General features: G+C 61.5%; 17 protein-coding genes and 1 other RNA gene. 15 read left to right on the top strand and 3 right to left on the bottom strand.

Annotated elements, in window-relative coordinates:
• The first annotated feature begins 63 nt into the window (after nt 1–63).
• The 3 genes from ffs to PH547_RS30895 all read left to right on the top strand — a co-directional run bounded on the left by ffs (nt 64) and on the right by PH547_RS30895 (nt 2,529).
• An RNA gene (gene ffs, locus PH547_RS30905) (signal recognition particle sRNA small type) lies at nt 64–160 on the top strand.
• A gap of 47 nt (nt 161–207) precedes the next feature.
• Nucleotides 208–2,094, top strand: coding sequence for a DNA polymerase III subunit gamma/tau (locus PH547_RS30900; protein ID WP_285170296.1), 1,887 nt, complete (start codon nt 208–210; stop codon nt 2,092–2,094).
• 111 nt (nt 2,095–2,205) lie between these two features.
• Nucleotides 2,206–2,529 carry a YbaB/EbfC family nucleoid-associated protein gene (locus tag PH547_RS30895; RefSeq protein ID WP_104821532.1) on the top strand — a complete coding sequence of 108 codons (324 nt, stop codon included), beginning with the start codon at nt 2,206–2,208 and terminating at the stop codon, nt 2,527–2,529.
• Nucleotides 2,530–2,550: 21 nt separating this feature from the next.
• Here PH547_RS30895 and PH547_RS30890 read toward each other — a convergent pair whose 3' ends face one another.
• The gene (locus PH547_RS30890; RefSeq protein WP_285170295.1) at nt 2,551–3,027 is read right to left on the bottom strand and encodes an Lrp/AsnC family transcriptional regulator; all 477 of its coding nucleotides are present in this window, start codon (nt 3,025–3,027) and stop codon (nt 2,551–2,553) included.
• 111 nt (nt 3,028–3,138) lie between these two features.
• On the opposite strand from PH547_RS30890, the gene PH547_RS30885 reads away from it, so the two are divergent.
• Nucleotides 3,139–3,675, top strand: coding sequence for an RBBP9/YdeN family alpha/beta hydrolase (locus tag PH547_RS30885; protein ID WP_285170294.1), 537 nt, complete (start codon nt 3,139–3,141; stop codon nt 3,673–3,675).
• A gap of 100 nt (nt 3,676–3,775) precedes the next feature.
• Here the strand turns inward: PH547_RS30885 and PH547_RS30880 are convergent, their stop codons facing one another.
• The gene (locus PH547_RS30880) at nt 3,776–4,393 is read right to left on the bottom strand and encodes an MOSC domain-containing protein (RefSeq protein ID WP_285170293.1); all 618 of its coding nucleotides are present in this window, start codon (nt 4,391–4,393) and stop codon (nt 3,776–3,778) included.
• Between the two features lie 57 nt (nt 4,394–4,450).
• Between PH547_RS30880 and recR the strand changes: the two genes are divergently transcribed.
• From recR to PH547_RS30825, 11 genes are all read left to right on the top strand, one after another.
• Nucleotides 4,451–5,056, top strand: coding sequence for a recombination mediator RecR (gene recR / locus PH547_RS30875; RefSeq protein WP_104821528.1), 606 nt, complete (start codon nt 4,451–4,453; stop codon nt 5,054–5,056).
• 14 nt (nt 5,057–5,070) lie between these two features.
• Nucleotides 5,071–6,327 carry a lytic murein transglycosylase gene (locus PH547_RS30870; RefSeq protein ID WP_285170292.1) on the top strand — a complete coding sequence of 419 codons (1,257 nt, stop codon included), beginning with the start codon at nt 5,071–5,073 and terminating at the stop codon, nt 6,325–6,327.
• Nucleotides 6,328–6,584: 257 nt separating this feature from the next.
• Nucleotides 6,585–6,854, top strand: a complete 270-nt coding sequence (locus PH547_RS30865; RefSeq protein ID WP_283048337.1) for a cyclase — start codon at nt 6,585–6,587, stop codon at nt 6,852–6,854.
• Nucleotides 6,855–7,352: 498 nt separating this feature from the next.
• A complete protein-coding gene (rimP, locus tag PH547_RS30860; protein WP_107106459.1) occupies nt 7,353–7,958 on the top strand; it encodes a ribosome maturation factor RimP in 606 nt (201 codons plus the stop codon).
• A gap of 61 nt (nt 7,959–8,019) precedes the next feature.
• On the top strand, nt 8,020–9,630 hold the full coding sequence (nusA, locus tag PH547_RS30855) for a transcription termination factor NusA (RefSeq protein WP_283048333.1): 1,611 nt from the start codon (nt 8,020–8,022) through the stop codon (nt 9,628–9,630).
• Nucleotides 9,627–10,319, top strand: coding sequence for an RNA-binding protein (locus tag PH547_RS30850; protein ID WP_104821522.1), 693 nt, complete (start codon nt 9,627–9,629; stop codon nt 10,317–10,319). The genes nusA and PH547_RS30850 overlap by 4 nt, the downstream gene beginning before the upstream one ends.
• 101 nt (nt 10,320–10,420) lie before the next feature.
• Nucleotides 10,421–13,162, top strand: coding sequence for a translation initiation factor IF-2 (infB, locus tag PH547_RS30845; protein ID WP_285170291.1), 2,742 nt, complete (start codon nt 10,421–10,423; stop codon nt 13,160–13,162).
• 149 nt (nt 13,163–13,311) lie between these two features.
• A complete protein-coding gene (locus tag PH547_RS30840; RefSeq protein ID WP_104821520.1) occupies nt 13,312–13,920 on the top strand; it encodes a hypothetical protein in 609 nt (202 codons plus the stop codon).
• Nucleotides 13,921–13,988: 68 nt separating this feature from the next.
• Nucleotides 13,989–14,402 carry a 30S ribosome-binding factor RbfA gene (gene rbfA, locus PH547_RS30835; RefSeq protein WP_285170290.1) on the top strand — a complete coding sequence of 138 codons (414 nt, stop codon included), beginning with the start codon at nt 13,989–13,991 and terminating at the stop codon, nt 14,400–14,402.
• A 15-nt stretch (nt 14,403–14,417) separates the two neighbouring features.
• Nucleotides 14,418–15,350: a tRNA pseudouridine(55) synthase TruB gene (gene truB / locus PH547_RS30830; protein WP_285170289.1), complete on the top strand. Its 933-nt coding sequence runs from the start codon at nt 14,418–14,420 to the stop codon at nt 15,348–15,350.
• Nucleotides 15,351–15,441: 91 nt separating this feature from the next.
• Nucleotides 15,442–16,293, top strand: coding sequence for an alpha/beta fold hydrolase (locus PH547_RS30825; RefSeq protein ID WP_104821517.1), 852 nt, complete (start codon nt 15,442–15,444; stop codon nt 16,291–16,293).
• A gap of 29 nt (nt 16,294–16,322) precedes the next feature.
• On the opposite strand, the gene PH547_RS30820 is transcribed toward PH547_RS30825, so the two are convergent.
• The coding region (locus tag PH547_RS30820; protein WP_285169429.1) for an ISAs1 family transposase at nt 16,323–16,595 on the bottom strand (273 nt) is incomplete at its 5' end.

Here is a 16,595-nt window from a genome sequence, read left to right as displayed (position 1 = left end):
GTTTAGCAGTTTTTTTTGACCTTGGCTTGCTTTTGATGCCGATATTGCCGATATGTGCATCCGGGAGGTTGGTGGTGGACGAGCCACTCGCCAACCGGGTCAGGTCCGGAAGGAAGCAGCCCTAACGAGCCCGGCACGGGTCATCGTGCCAGCCTCCCACCCTTTCCGAAAGCAAGGCCCGGCTTTCTGCGGGCGACAAGCAGGGCGATGAGCGACACCGAGCGACAAGCAAAAGATGCCGCTTCGACCGGCACCGGTTACCGGGTTCTGGCTCGCAAATACCGGCCCAAGGATTTCACGGACCTAATGGTCGGCCAGGAGCCGATGGTTCGCACGCTGACCAATGCGTTCGAGACCGGCCGCATTGCCCAGGCCTATATGCTGACCGGCGTGCGCGGCGTCGGCAAGACGACGACGGCCCGCATCCTGGCGCGCGCGCTCAACTACAAGACCGCCGAGATCGACCGCCCGACCATCGACCTGCGCGAGCCTGGCGAACATTGCCAGGCGATCATGGAAGGCCGGCATGTCGATGTCATCGAGATGGACGCCGCCTCACATACCGGTATCGACGATATCCGCGAGATCATCGAGCAGGTGCGCTACCGTCCGGTTTCGGCGCGCTACAAGGTCTATATCATCGACGAAGTGCATATGCTGTCGACGGCCGCCTTCAACGGGTTGCTGAAAACGCTGGAAGAGCCGCCGGAGCATGTGAAGTTCATCTTCGCCACCACCGAAATCCGCAAGGTGCCGATCACGGTGCTGTCGCGCTGCCAGCGCTTCGATCTGCGCCGCATCAGCGCTTCCGACCTAGTCGGCCTGTTCACCACCATCGCCGCGAAAGAAGGCATCGAGGCGGAGCCGGAAGCGCTCGCCATGATCGCCCGTGCCGCCGAAGGCTCGGCCCGCGATGGGCTGTCGCTGCTCGATCAGGCGATCGCCCATGGCAGCGGCGTGGTTGCAGCGGATGCCGTTCGCTCGATGCTGGGGCTCGCCGACCGCGCCCGCATCGTCGATCTCTTCCACCATGTCATCAAGGGCGATGTCGCCGCCGCATTGGCGGAATTCAACAGCCAGTACGAAGCCGGCGCCAATCCTGTCGTCGTGCTGACCGATCTTGCCGATTTCACCCATCTCGTCACCCGCCTGAAATATGTGCCCGATGCCGCCGACGATCCGTCGCTGAGCGAGGTCGAGCGCACCAAGGCGGCTGATTTCGCCCAGGGCGTGGCGGTTACCACGCTCTCTCGCTTCTGGCAGATGCTGCTGAAGGGCATACCGGAGACCGAAAGCGCAGCCCGCACGGCCGGTGCCGCCGAAATGGTGCTGATCCGCCTGGCGCATGCCGCCCATCTGCCGGCGCCGGAAGACGCAGCGCGGCGGCTTGCCGAATTTTCGGATGGCAATGGCGGTGGAACGCGTCCATCGCCCGCCCCATCTGCCGGCAACGGCATGGGAACGCCTGTCTCCTATCAGGGCAATGTCATGGCGCGCGCGGTGGAAGCCGCACCATCGCGGCCCGCGCTGGTGCCGCCTGCACCGGTCGCCATGCTGCGGTCGGTTCCGAATACGCAGCCACAGGCAAGTCCTGTGATCGGCCGGATCGAGCCAAAACCCAGCGAAGCGCCGAAGCCACTGGTTCCCGTCAATTCGATGGCCGATATTGCGGAACTCGCCGGCCAGAAGCGCGATCCGAAGATGAAGGCGCTAGTGCGCAGCTTCGTTCGCCCGGTGCGGCTGGAGCCCGGTCGGCTCGATGTCAGCCTGGCGCCGGGTGCGCCGGGGACGCTGCTGAACGAGCTTGCCGTCAAGCTGAAGGAATGGACCGGCATCCACTGGATCGTCAGCCTCAGCCGCGACGAAGGCGAACCGACCCTGGTGGAGGCCGAGGCGAACGAGCAGCGGCAACGGGTCGCCGATGCCCGCCAGGACCCCGATGTGGCGGCGATCCTATCGCAATTTCCGGGCGCCAAGATCATCGACGTTCGCGTCCGCGCGCCTGACCCTGAGGAAGAAGAACAAACTGCCGCCCCGGCGACTGCCGAATCCGATGACGGCGATATTCTGCCGGGCGATGATATCGAATTCTAAGGGTATGATACCAAATCGAAGAGCCGTAGGATAAAAGCGTAAAGCGGTTTTCGACGTAGATTGTAACCAAAAATAACAAGACAAAGAGACGGAAGAGAAGGACCAGCAACGATGCGCGACATCATGGGCATGATGGGCAAAGTGAAGGAAATGCAGGCCAAGATGGAGAAGATGCAGGCAGAAATCGCCGACATCCGGGCCGAAGGCAAAGCCGGCGGCGGCCTCATCACCGTCACTGTGAACGGCAAGAGCCAGATGCTGGGCATCAAGATCGATCCGTCGCTCTTCAAGGAAGAAGACGTTGAAATCCTCGAGGACCTGATCGTCGCTGCAAACAAGGACGCCCAGGAAAAGGCCGAGGCGCTGGCCGCCGAAAAGACCCGCGAACTGACCGCCGGTCTGCCGATCCCGCCCGGTTTCAAGCTGCCTTTCTGAGAAGCGTTCGCTTCAACGCGGTCAACGCGCCATCGTCTTGCGGATGAGCTCGCGACCGATCGGTTTCGCCGGCTCGTTCCGCAATACCAGCGACGTGGTCACCGCGCCGTGGCGAGCAATGGAATCGACGATGGTTTCAAGGTCTGAGGATGTCGGGACCAGGACCTTGAGCAGGAAACAATCCTCGCCGGTCAGCCGCAGGACCTCGATGATCTGCGGCATCTCCGAAAACTGTTTCAAGCAGGGGCGTATGTGCTCATGGGTCGTGCGCAGCCGGACGACTGCCATCATACCGAGGCCGACGGCAGCGGGATCGATGACGGCACGATAGCCGGCAATGATGCCGCGTTCCTCAAGCCTTTTCAGGCGTTCCGACGCGGCGGGCTGTGAAAGCCCTACCCGGCGGCCAAGTTCCGATACGGAAATTCGCCCATCCTCCTGCAGGATCTCGATCATCGACAGATCGGTCGGATCCAGGTCTTTCTCGAAACTTTCCATTCTCGCACCTTGAATTCATCGGCCAGAGCAGGATTTGCCCGATAGACTCTAATGTCAATTGCCAATGCGGCGTGCCACCCTCCCTGCGTCAACACAGTACGAGAGGAAGACATGAGTGATATCATCATCCTCCCCGGCCTTGGCGGTTCGGGGGAAGGCCACTGGCAGACCCTGTGGGAACGGCGGGATCCGGAGATGCGCCGCTTTCAGCCGGCGAGCTGGGACAGGCCGGAATTGGCCGATTGGCTCGCCGCGCTCGACCGGGAGATCAGCCGCTCCAGGACGCCGCCGGTCCTCGTCGCCCATAGCCTCGCCTGCCAGTTGGTCGCGCACTGGGCGGCATCTGCGCCTGCAGGCATCCTCGGCGCCTTCCTCGTCTCGGCGCCCGATCCCACGGGCGACGTCTATCTGACGGAAGCCCCCAGCTTCGCCAATCCGCCGCGCTTAAGACTGCCATTTCCGTCGCTTCTCATCGCAAGCACCAACGATCCCTTTGGTTCGTTCGACTATGCGACGGAAAGTGCTGCGGTCTGGGGCAGCGCATTGATCGATGTCGGCGCGCTCGGCCATATCAATGCGAATTCCGGAATTGGCGATTGGCCGGAAGGTCGGGCACTGTTCGAGCGTTTTCGCACCGGGCTCGTCTAAAGCGCATCGCGATCTCTAGCGTTCGCTCCTCGCGCTTTAGGTCTTTGATTTTGCGCATGTCGTTATCGCAAAACCGCTACGCACTTTTGCGCGACATGCTTTAAGAATCATCGTCGAGAAGCGCCCTGAGCTTGTAGTGAATGGGCGCGGAGAGATAACGCGTCCGATCCTCCGGGGACAATCGTCTACCGAAGGTCGCCATCATTTCCGGCATGGTGACCTTGGCGCCGGCATAGGGGACATAGGTCACCGGCGTCCCGGCGGTGGCCGTGCCGTTTTTGATGACGCGGCAATAGATGCCGGGACGGCCCGCTTGCATATAGCGCTTGACAAATTTCGGATCACCCATCTTTGCCGCGAACGTCGCACAGGGAATGCGGGCCGAGGTAACCTCCAGAACTAGATCGGCGGCTATGAATCTGTCGCCGACCGCGACCTCGCGGTTATCGAGCCCTTCGATGACGATATTTTCGCCGAACGCTCCGGGTTCCAGCCTGCGACCCAACTCGTTCGACCACCAATCCAGCGTCAGCGAACCTTCGACATACACGGCCTGATCGCGTCCGCCGTGATGTTCGCCATTGCAGACGGCATCACCGATGATACCCTCGGCGTCGACCATGACCGTGCCGCCGACCGCATGCTTATTGATTCCGGTCTTGTAGCTCTTGCCGGGCAATGTTTCGGCGGCGCCGATGCAGACGGCCAGAATTTTCATAGGGCGTTCATCCCTTCCGCGATTCCGTTCCTTCAGCATATGAGCTAAAAGCCTCCCATGGCAAAGCGAGTCACCGGCCCCGAAATTGAAAAACTCATCCAGCTTCTGGCAAAAGTGCCGGGCCTCGGCCCACGCTCGGCACGGCGCGCCGCATTGCACCTGATCAAGAAGAAGGACCAGTTGCTCGGCCCTCTCTCCCATGCCATGGGCGATGCCTATGACAAGGTGAAGATTTGCTCGCGCTGCGGCAACGTCGATACTGTCGACCCCTGCACCGTCTGCACCGACGACCGGCGCGATCAGTCCGTCATCATCGTCGTCGAAGATGTCGCCGACCTCTGGGCACTGGAGCGCGCCGGCGCGATGAATGCCGCCTATCACGTTCTTGGCGGCGTGCTGTCGCCGCTCGATGGCGTCGGGCCCGACGATCTTAACATTCGCGGGCTGATAGAGCGCGTCAACGAGGGCGGTGTCCGGGAGATCATCATCGCCGTCAACGCCACAGTCGAGGGGCAAACCACAGCACACTATATAACTGACCAGCTCGCCGGCCTGGAGGTGAAAATCACCCGCCTCGCCCATGGCGTACCGGTCGGCGGCGAGCTCGATTATCTGGACGAAGGCACGCTGACGGCGGCGCTGCGGGCGCGGACGACGATTTGAAGGAGAGACAGAGTATGAGGAGAGTGCACACGGCGCGGTATATTTTGCGCATGCTTATCATCCTCTTTGGTCTCCTCCCCCTCCCCGCCCTTGCCGCTTCCCGGGCCGATGTCGAAGCGCAATTCGAGAGCTGGGTGCAAAAGGACCTCTGGCCGGAAACGAAGAAGGACGGCATTTCTGAAAAGACCTTCAAGGCGGCTTTTTCCGGCGTGACACTGAATTGGAATCTGCCGGATCTTGCCCCACCAGGCTTTCCAAAGCCCAAGGAACAGCCGCAGACGCAGGCGGAATTCTCCTCGCCTGCTCCCTATTTCAACGAGGCACGGCTACAGAAACTGGCGGCGACCGGACGCAGCTTCGCTTCGCAATATGGTCCGACGCTGAAGAGGATCGAAAAAGTCTATGGCGTGCCTGGTCCGATCGTGCTGGCGATCTGGGGCCGCGAGACCGGCTTCGGAGCGGCGAAACTGCCGAATTCGGCGATCCAGGTGCTGGCGACCAAGGCCTTCATGTCGACGCGCAAGGAAATGTTCCGTACCGAGCTTATCGCAGCACTCGGCATTCTCGAGCATGGCGATGTCACGCCGGATCAGTTCATGGGCTCCTGGGCCGGCGCGCTCGGCCAACCGCAGTTCATGCCGACCAGCTACCTGAAATACGCTGTTGATTTCGACGGCGACGGCCATCGCAACATCTGGACGTCCGTGCCGGATACGCTTGCATCCATAGCCAACTATCTTGTGCAGAAGGGCTGGCAGCGCGGCCGCGGCTGGGGCTATGAAGTGACGATCCCGGAAAATGTTTCCTGCGCGCAGGAAGGGCCGGATCTTGCCAAGCCGATTTCACAATGGAGCGTGCTTGGGATCGCCAGGATTGCCGGCAAGGCTTTTCCGTCCGATGAGCTGCGCGCCAGCGGCATGATGCTGGTGCCGGCCGGCCGCGACGGGCCGGAATTCATCGTCACGCCGAATTTCTACGTCATCAAGGAATATAATAACTCCGACCTCTACGGCCTCTATATCGGCAATCTCGCCGACCGCATCGCCTATGGCTCCGGCGCTTTCCAGGGCCAATGGGGTGATGTCGGCAAGATGCTGCGCTCCGACGTCGCCGGCATGCAGATGACCCTGGAGCACAAGGGTTACGACGTCGGCGGCACCGACGGACTGCCGGGCTACAAGACCCGGCGGTCGATCGGCCAATGGCAGGAAAAGAGCGGCCGCAAGCCCACCTGCTATCCCGACAGCTCGATGCTCGGCGTGCTGAAATAAGCGGAATTTGGCGGCAGGTGCGACCTGCGGCGGCTTTTGAGCGCTTTCCGCAAGTTGTGTGCCTTTTCCCCTCTCGTCCCTCGCCGACCGGATTGTCGGAACTTACCTGACCCAGACGCAAGGTCCGCTTTGTCCGCGCTCTCAAGAAATCGCCAGAAGCGCGAGCGGCCAGATATTCCTCAAGCGCGAGAGTCTCTTCGGTGATATGCTGACACGCCAGACGTCCCAGCGTGAAAATACAAAAGCGGGAGGATGAGATGACGACGCTGTTTGTAAGGCACGACGTTTCGGACTACGCGGCCTGGCGTAAAGTATACGATGAATTTCGGCCCGTACAGAAGGCAAACGGGGTTACAGCAGAGGCGGTCTTTCAAGCCACCGACAATCCCAACGACGTTACCGTCATCCATGAGTTTGCCACGATTGAAGCAGCTCAAGCCTTCGGTAAGCTGGAAGAACTAGGGGCCGCGATGCGCCGGGGAGGCGTGTTGGGCGCACCGACGGTTTGGTTCACCAACAAGGCCTGAAAACCGGTTGAGGTGACTTTCGCAGGGCATGGAGAGGCTTGGCTGCGGATCGTTTGAGGCGCCAGCGATGCGGTCGGCCGTGCAGCACTGCACCGTTGCGGGGGAAATGGCGACCAAAGTCAACCTTACCGGCGCGATCGCCAGCTTGGAAATCAAGTGCTGCCGCCCTTTCCGCAGCGCGCTAGTGCTATGCGCGCTTACGGTCCACGACGGTTGTGCATCTCGCCTTACTACTGATGGTGCACACTTGCGGATCATTGCGCCAAAGAATCAAGCCATGGCGTTATGCGCTGGGTTCGGAAGGCTTCGCGGTATTTACCGCAGAATTCCGCAAATAACCGCCAAAGCCGGGTTTCGGCGCGAAGACCTTGCAATTTGACGGGAACGGGCTTATATCGGCATCAAATTCTTGATCGTGTGATGAAGAGTGGGCCGCAAGGACCCGCTCTTTTTTATTAGCTCGATCTCCCAATGCATGGACAATGCAGGAGTGAACGCTTGTCGGAAGAGACAAACGCAGACAACGCCAATGAACCGCGGCTGATCGTCGAAACTGGCCTCGACCAGCGCATCGCCGCCATCATCGAGCCCGTGCTCGTCGGCATGGGCTTCCGCTTGGTGCGCGCGCGCCTCCTCAATCAGAACGGCCTGACATTGCAGATCATGACCGAGCGCAACGATGGCACCATGACCGTTGAGGATTGCGAAGAGGTCTCGACGGCGATTTCGCCGGTGCTGGATGTGGAAGATCCGATCGATAAAGCGTATCATCTGGAAGTGTCTTCGCCCGGCATCGACCGCCCGATGGTGCGCAAGTCGGATTTCAGCCGCTGGATCGGCCATCTCATCAAGTGCGAGACCTCGATCCTGGTGGATAACCGCAAGCGGTTCCGCGGCAAGATCGCCGATGTCAGCGCCGATGGTTTTACGATCGAGCGCGACCAGGTTGCTTACGGCGAGGAGCCGAAGGTGACCATTCCGTTCAGCACGCTGGCCGACGCCAAGCTGATCCTGACGGACGATCTCATCCGCGATGCGCTGCGCGCCGACAAGCTGGCGAAAGCCGAGGCTGCGAACCAGAACGAAGCGGACGAAGAAGAATAACCGATCAACGAACCGCTCACGGGACGGGAACCCCAGGGCAGGAAGACGGAGACTAAAGACAATGGCAGTCAGTGCGAACCGGCTAGAACTTCTGCAGATCGCAGATGCAGTGGCGCGCGAAAAGGTCATCGACCGCGAGATCGTGCTTGCCGCAATGGCGGACGCGATTCAGAAGGCCGCGCGTTCGCGTTATGGCACGGAGTCGAACATCCGCGCCGACATCAACCCGAAGACCGGCGAAATCCGCCTGCAGCGCCTGCTCGAAGTCGTCGAAAAGGCCGAGGACTATTCCACGCAGATCCCGCTGGAACTCGCCCGCGACCGCAACCCCGACGCCGCCCTCGGCGACTTCATCGCCGATCCGCTGCCGCCGATGGATTTCGGCCGCATCGCCGCGCAGTCGGCCAAGCAGGTCATCGTGCAGAAGGTGCGCGAAGCCGAGCGTGACCGCCAGTTCGACGAATTCAAGGATCGCGTCGGCGAAATCGTCAACGGCACCGTCAAGCGCGTCGAATACGGCAACGTCATCGTCGACCTCGGCCGCGGCGAAGGCATCATCCGCCGCGACGAAATGATCCCGCGCGAAAACTTCCGCTATGGCGACCGCGTTCGCGCCTATGTCTACGACGTCCGCCGCGAACAGCGCGGCCCACAGATCTTCCTGTCGCGCACGCATCCGCAGTTCATGGTCAAGCTCTTCACCATGGAAGTGCCGGAAATCTACGACGGCATCATCCAGGTGAAGTCGGTTGCCCGCGATCCGGGCTCGCGCGCCAAGATCGCCGTCATTTCGAACGACTCGTCGATCGATCCGGTCGGCGCCTGCGTTGGTATGCGTGGTTCGCGCGTCCAGGCCGTCGTCGGCGAACTGCAGGGCGAAAAGATCGACATCATTCCCTGGTCCAACGAACCGGCCAACTTCGTCGTCAACGCGCTGCAGCCGGCCGAAGTCGCCAAGGTCGTTCTCGATGAGGACGCCGAGCGCATCGAAGTCGTGGTTCCGGACGAGCAGCTTTCGCTCGCCATCGGCCGCCGCGGCCAGAACGTCCGCCTCGCTTCGCAGCTCACCGGCTGGGACATTGACATCATGACGGAAGCGGAAGAATCCGAGCGCCGTCAGAAGGAATTCAACGAGCGCACCAACCTGTTCATGGATGCGCTCGACGTTGACGAAATGGTCGGCCAGGTTCTGGCTTCGGAAGGCTTTGCCGCCGTCGAGGAACTGGCCTATGTCGATCTCGACGAAATTTCGTCCATCGACGGTTTCGACGAAGAAACCGCTCAGGAAATCCAGGACCGCGCCCGCGAATATCTGGAGCGCCTGGAAGCCGAAATGGACGAGAAGCGCAAGGCGCTCGGCGTTTCCGACGAGCTGCGCCAGATCAACGGCATGACCGCACAGATGATGGTCGCCCTCGGTGAGGACGGCATCAAGACGATCGAGGACTTCGCCGGCTGCGCCGCTGACGATCTCGTCGGCTGGACCGAGCGCAAGAACGGCGAAACGAAGAAGTTCGAAGGCCTGTTCTCCAAGCTCGAAGTGTCGCGCGTCGAAGCCGAGCAGATGGTCGTGCAGGCCCGTCTGCTGGCCGGTTGGATCACGGAAGCCGATCTCGCTGCCGAGGCCGAAGAGGCATCGGAGGACGAGGACGAGGCCGAGCAGGAAGCATGATAAACGCAGATGGGCCGAAGGCTCCGCCCGAAGACGACGATCTCTCGGGCGACGGCACAAATGGCCGTATGTGCATCGTAACACGCGAAAGCGGATCGCCGGACGAGCTGATCCGCTTCGTGGCCGCTCCGGATGGGACCGTGGTTCCCGATCTGAAGCGGCAACTGCCGGGACGCGGATGCTGGGTCAAACTCGACCGGGCGCTGGTGGACAAGGCAGTGGCGAAGAAAATGTTCTCCCGCGCCCTGAAGGCGGAGGTGACGGCACCGAGCGATCTCGGCGCCACCGTCGACCGCCTTCTTGCGGCGCAACTTGCCGGGATGATGCACATGGCGCGCAAGGCGGGCCAGTTCGTCAGCGGCTCGTCGAAGGTTGATGGCGCCGTTCGCAACGGCTCGGCACGTGCCGTGTTCCATGCGATGGATGCCGCCGCCGACGGCGTTCGCAAGATCGACCAGGCACGCAAGGCCTGGCATCTTGGCATGGAGACTGAAGAGGAAATACCGTCATTCCGTGTCTTCACGGAGGCGGAAATGGAAGAACTGATGGGCCAGAACGCTTTTATCCATGCCGCAGCGCTTGCAGGGCAGGCAGGAGAGGGTGTAGTGAAGCGCGCAAACCTGCTCGAACGGTACCGCAACGGCGGTCAGTCCCGGGCAACGGGCGGCGCTGGCCGGCGAAAACAATGACGCGGTCACCGGTCGATACCGGACGCCTCATTAAGGTACATGCATTGAACGACAGGGTGTGACGGACGATTCCGTACCCTGTCCGAAGGAACGGGAACGGAATGACCGATAGTAAAGACGACAAGACGCTGAGTGTTTCGGGTAAGAAGACCCTCACCCTGAAGCCTTCAGGCGTGAACCAGGGGACCGTGCGCCAGGACATGGGCCGCGGTCGCACCAAGGCGGTCGTGGTCGAGACTCGCAAGCGTCGCCCGCTACGCCCTGAAGATGAAAAGCCAATGATCACCCCGACGACGACAACGGCCGCCGCAACGGCATCCGTGACGCGCGTCGCGGAACCGACACCGCAGCCGCCACGCCCGCCGCAGCCGGCTCCGCGCATTCATCAGCCGGGTGGCCAGCAGCAGCGGCCGCAGCAATCCAACCAGAACAACCAGCAGCGCCCGCAGCAGGATCGTTCGTCGCGTCCGGTGGTTCTGAACCATCTGTCGGCCGGCGAAATGGATGCGCGGCGCCGCGCACTGGCCGAAGCCCAGGCTCGCGATGCCGCCGATGCGGTCCGCCGTGCTGAGGAAGAGGCTCGCCGCCAGCAGGAAGAAGAAGCACGTCGCATCGCCGAACAGGCCGAAGCTGCCCGCCGCGCCGCCGAAGAGGCTGCCCGCGCCGCCGAAGCCAAGGTCGAGGCGCCCGCGCCGGTCGAAGCTAAGGTGGAAGCACCGAAGCCGGCGGTTCAGCCGGCCGCAGCCCCTGTCGTTGCTCGTCGCCCGGATGCGGCTCCCCAGGCTGCGCGCCCCGGCGCTGCTGCCACGGAAACACCGGTCAGCCGCCGCCGGGTCAATGAAGAGGAAGACGATCGCGGCCCGTCGCGTGGCGGCCCGGTACGCGGGAAGCTCGTGCGCCCTGAACCGGCAAAGCCTGTCACCACGCGTCCGAAGACCGACGATGACCGCCGCCGCGGCAAGCTGACGGTGACGACGGCCGATGTCGACGAAGACGGCAATGCCCGTGGCCGCTCGCTTTCGGCCATGCGCCGCCGCCAGGAAAAGTTCCGCCGCAGCCAGATGCAGGAAACGCGCGAGAAGATCTCGCGTGAAGTCGTGCTGCCGGAGACCATCACCATTCAGGAACTGTCGCAGCGCATGTCCGAACGCGCCGTCGACGTCATCAAGTTCCTGATGAAGGAAGGCCAGATGATGAAGCCGGGCGACGTTATCGACGCCGACCTGGCCGAGCTCATCGCCGGCGAATTCGGCCATACGGTCAAGCGCGTCTCGGAATCCGATATCGAACAGGGCATCTTCAATGTTGCCGACGAGGATGGCGAACTGATTTCCCGTCCTCCCGTCGTCACCATCATGGGCCACGTCGACCACGGCAAGACCTCGCTGCTCGACGCCATCCGCCACGCCAACGTGGTGGCCGGCGAAGCCGGTGGCATCACCCAGCATATCGGCGCCTATCAGGTCGAGCAGAACGGTCAGAAGATCACCTTCATCGACACCCCCGGCCACGCCGCCTTCACGGCAATGCGTGCCCGCGGTGCCCAGGCGACCGACATCGCCATCCTGGTGGTGGCAGCCGACGACAGCGTGATGCCGCAGACGATCGAATCGATCAACCACGCCAAAGCGGCGGGTGTTCCGATCATCGTGGCGATCAACAAGATCGACAAGCACGAAGCCAATCCGCAGAAGGTCCGCACGGAACTGCTGCAGCACGAAGTCTTCGTCGAATCCATGGGCGGTGAAGTGCTCGACGTGGAAGTTTCCGCGAAGAACCGCACCAACCTCGACAAGCTGCTGGAAGCCATCCTGCTGCAGGCAGAAATCCTTGATCTCAAGGCCAATCCGAACCGCACGGCGGAAGGCACCGTCATCGAAGCCCAGCTCGACCGTGGCCGCGGCTCCGTCGCCACCGTCCTCGTGCAGAAGGGCACGCTGCGTCCGGGCCAGATCGTCGTTGCCGGCGATCAGTGGGGCCGCGTACGCGCTCTGGTCAACGACAAGGGCGAGCATGTGAAGGAAGCAACGCCGGCAACGCCGGTCGAGGTTCTCGGTCTGTCGGGCACACCGGCGGCAGGCGACAAGTTCGCGGTCGTCGAAAGCGAAAGCCGCGCTCGCGAGATTTCCGAATACCGCCAGCGTCTGGCGCGCGACAAGGCGGCTGCCCGCCAGTCCGGTCAGCGCGGCTCGCTCGAACAGATGATGACCCAGCTCCAGGCTGTTGGCGTGAAGGAATTCCCGCTGGTCATCAAAGGCGACGTGCAGGGCTCGATCGAAGCAATCGCTGGCGCACTCGACAAGCTTGGCACCGACGAAGTTCGTGCCCGGATCGTCCATTCGGGCGCAGGCGGGATCACAGAGTCGGATGTGTCGTTGGCCGAAGCCTCCAATGCGGCGATCATCGGCTTTAACGTCCGCGCCAATGCGCAGGCACGTCAGTTCGCCGAACGTCAGGGTATCGAAATCCGCTACTACAACATCATCTACGATCTCGTCGATGACGTGAAGGCGGCGATGTCGGGCCTCCTGTCTCCGGAACGTCGCGAAACCTTCCTCGGCAATGCCGAGATCCTCGAGGTGTTCAACATCACGAAGGTCGGCAAGGTCGCGGGTTGCCGCGTCACCGAAGGCAAGGTCGAGCGTGGCGTCGGCGTTCGTCTGGTGCGCGACAACGTCGTCATCCACGAAGGCAAGCTCAAGACGCTCAAGCGCTTCAAGGACGAAGTCTCCGAAGTCAATGTCGGCCAGGAATGCGGTATGGCGTTCGAAAACTACGAAGACATTCGCGTTGGCGATACGATCGAATGCTTCCGCGTCGAGCATATTACCCGTACGCTCTAAGCAATCTTCGATTTGCCAGATATCAAAACCGCCGGCCGAAACCGGCGGTTTTTCTTTGAGGGCTAAGTCTTTTGTTTTAAACGACCTCGCAAGTAAAGCCGCTGTGCACCGTGCCTGGAACGAACCAAAGAACAGGAAGAAGCGTCGAGATGACGGCAATGCCTGAAAGCGATGACCGGATCGCTATATCCTTCGTCCGTCAGCCAAGCGATCATGTCGCCGTCATGCAGGAAACTGGACGCCGCTTTACCGCTCGCCGCGCTGTGAGCCGCTACGGCAAATTGGGCTGGGCCCTCTTGTTGGCGATCGGCTGCGGCGCTGGCGTGCCGGCGCTCTTCTATTTCCTGCGCAACGATCTTTTCATTCCTATTTTCGAGCTACCAGCGTCAATCGATACGGGCGACATCGCGTTTATCTGGTTGGTGCCGACCCTGATTCTCTATGTCGTCCTGGTCCCTTATTTCCGCTGGCTGGCAGCTCGACGCCTGGCAGCGATGCAATCGCGCATTCGCCCAAACATCACGATCACCGTAGTCATCACCCCTGAAGGCGCATCATGGAACACGCAGGCCTCATCGATGTGGCTTGCCTGGTCGGAGATCCAAGATATTGGGCGCCGAAACGACCGTATCGAATTCGACCTCGAATCCTTCGTCACCTATATCCCGGTATCCGCTTTTGCCGATCAGGCCGAACAGGACGCCGCTTTCGCAAGGATTCTCGGCTTCTGGCGGGCCGCAAACCCTGTCCAGCCTTGACCTTTGCGCCGGATCGAGTCATTTGACCCGCTTTATCGCGTCCAAGGGACGCTGCTAACGGAACAACCATGACCAGACCAACTTCTTCCGCGCCTTCGCAGCGCATGCTTCGCGTCGGCGAGCAGGTGCGCTCAGCGATCACGCAGGTTCTGCAGCGCGGCGAAGTGCGCGACGACCTGATCGAGCGCACCGTGATCTCCATTTCCGAAGTGCGGATGTCGCCGGATCTGAAGATCGCCACCGCCTTCGTGACCCCGCTCGGCGTCTCCGACCACGGCGCCGTCATCGAGACGCTGAACCGCCACGCGAAATATATCCGCGGCCGTCTCGGCCCGCAGCTTCGCCAGATGAAGTACATGCCCGAAGTCCGTTTCCGCGACGATACCAGCTTCGACAACTACCAGAAAATCGATGCGCTGTTGCGTTCGCCGGAGGTCCAACGCGATCTCGAAGACGGCGATACCGATACCGACAAAGACTGATAACAGAGACAGAGAATGTCCAAACCACGCAAGCCCAAAGGCCGCCCGATTTCCGGCTGGCTCATCCTCGACAAGCCGGTGGACTTCGGCTCGACAGAGGCCGTTTCGAAGATCAAGTGGCTGTTCAAGGCGCAGAAGGCGGGCCATGCCGGCACGCTCGATCCGCTCGCCTCCGGCATGCTGCCGATCGCGCTTGGCGACGCCACCAAGACCGTTCCCTACGTCATGGACGGCCGCAAGATCTATGAATTCACCGTCACCTGGGGCGAAGAACGCGCCACGGACGACCTCGAAGGCGAAGTGACCGCGACTTCGGACAAGCGTCCGAGCGAAGAGGATATTCGCGCGCTGCTGCCGAAATATACGGGCGTCATCCACCAGATCCCGCCGCAGTTTTCGGCGATCAAGATCGCCGGCGAGCGCGCCTATGATCTGGCCCGCGATGGCGAAACGGTCGAGATTCCGTCACGCGAGGTGGAAATTTTCCGTCTGACGCTGCTCGCCTGCCCCGATGCCAACACGGCGCATTTCGAAGTGGAATGCGGCAAGGGTACTTACGTTCGGGCCCTCGCGCGCGATTTCGGCCGCGATCTAGGCTGCTATGGCCATATTTCCGGCCTGCGCCGCAGCTTCGTCGCGCCCTTCGCCGAGGAGACGATGGTGCCGCTCGCCGATCTCGTCGCGCTCGAAGCAATCGAGGATGCGGACGAACGGCTCGCCGCTCTCGATGCTCTGCTGATCGATACGGCGGAAGCGCTGTCGGCACTGCCGCATCTCGTCATCAACGACGACCAGGCGCATCGCCTGAAGATGGGCAACCCCATTCTCGTGCGCGGGCGCGACGCGCCGGTGGCCGAGAGCGAGGCCTATGCCACGGCGCGCGGCAAGCTGATCGCCATTGGAGAGATCGGCCAGGGCGAATTCCGACCGAAGCGCGTGTTCGGCTGACCTTCGGCCAGCCGAAAGATACAGCTATTGCGGGTAATTTGCGATGCGATATGCTCCTCGACGGGCCATGACGGCCCTCAAGGGAGAGAACATGCGCAGAATTACCATCGGAATACTGGCAGTCCTTTCGTTGTTCCTCACAGCAGCGAGCGCGAATTCCGCCGAGCGCTGGGCCGGGCTGCCGGCTTTTCCACCGATGCCGCAACCGAAGACGAGCGGCATGGCCGATGTCAACGACATCAAGATGTATTATGCCGAATACGGTGCGGGCGATCCAATCCTCTTCATCCATGGCGGACTTGGGAACGCCGACGTCTGGGGCCATCAGGTTGCCGATTTCGCGAGGGATCATCTGGTCATCGTTGCCGACAGCCGCGGGCATGGCCGCTCGACGCGCAGCCAGCAGCCCTTCGGTTACGACCTGATGACCTCGGATTACGCCGCGCTGCTCGACTATCTGAAGATCGGCAAGGTGACGCTGGTCGGATGGTCGGATGGCGGCATCATCGGCATCGACATGGCGATGAAATACCCCGACAAGCTGACGCGCGTGATCGCTCAGGCGGCAAATGTCACGACCGACGGCGTAAAGCCTGACGTCATGAGCAACAAGACGTTCAACGAATACATCAATGTCGCCGGCGAGTATTACAAGAAACTGTCACCGACGCCGAACGAATACGATGCCTTTGTCAAGCAACTCTCGCAGATGTGGGCCACGCAACCGACATGGACGGCCGCCGACCTTGGAAAGATCACGGTGCCGGTCACGCTTGCCATCGGCGACCATGACGAGGCGGTCAAGCTAGACCATACGCAGATGATGGCGAAGGAGATTCCGGGAGCGAAGCTCGTCATCCTGAAAGACGTCAGCCATTTCGCCATGCTGCAGGATCCCAAGGGTTACGATGCGCTGATCCGGAATGCCATGGCGGGGCGCTGAAAAGCACGGCTCTGAATCCGGGTTAACAGTTATGCTCGGATGATTTCGGCCATGTATTGTGGGTTTCTGCCTGCTTTGTTTCGTCTGAGTTTGATACTGCGCTTGTCGTTATGGCTTCGAACCATGTTGATGGCGAAGTGTCGGACGACGGCCATGTTGGCTGGTCCATGCCCGGTTCGAGATCGGGCGGCATCCTCGTTGAAGGTGACGTCGAGTACCCAATGGAGGGAGTTCTCGATGGCCCAATGGCCACGTATGGCCTCGGCGAACTGGAGCGCGGTCATCGACCGTGAGGAGATATA

Origin of the sequence: Rhizobium cerradonense (genome assembly GCF_030182455.1) — a bacterium.
Taxonomy (GTDB): Bacteria; Pseudomonadota; Alphaproteobacteria; order Rhizobiales; family Rhizobiaceae; genus Rhizobium.
The sequence above is the reverse complement of the archived record's forward strand: the minus strand, read 5'-3'. Positions and strand labels throughout refer to the sequence as shown.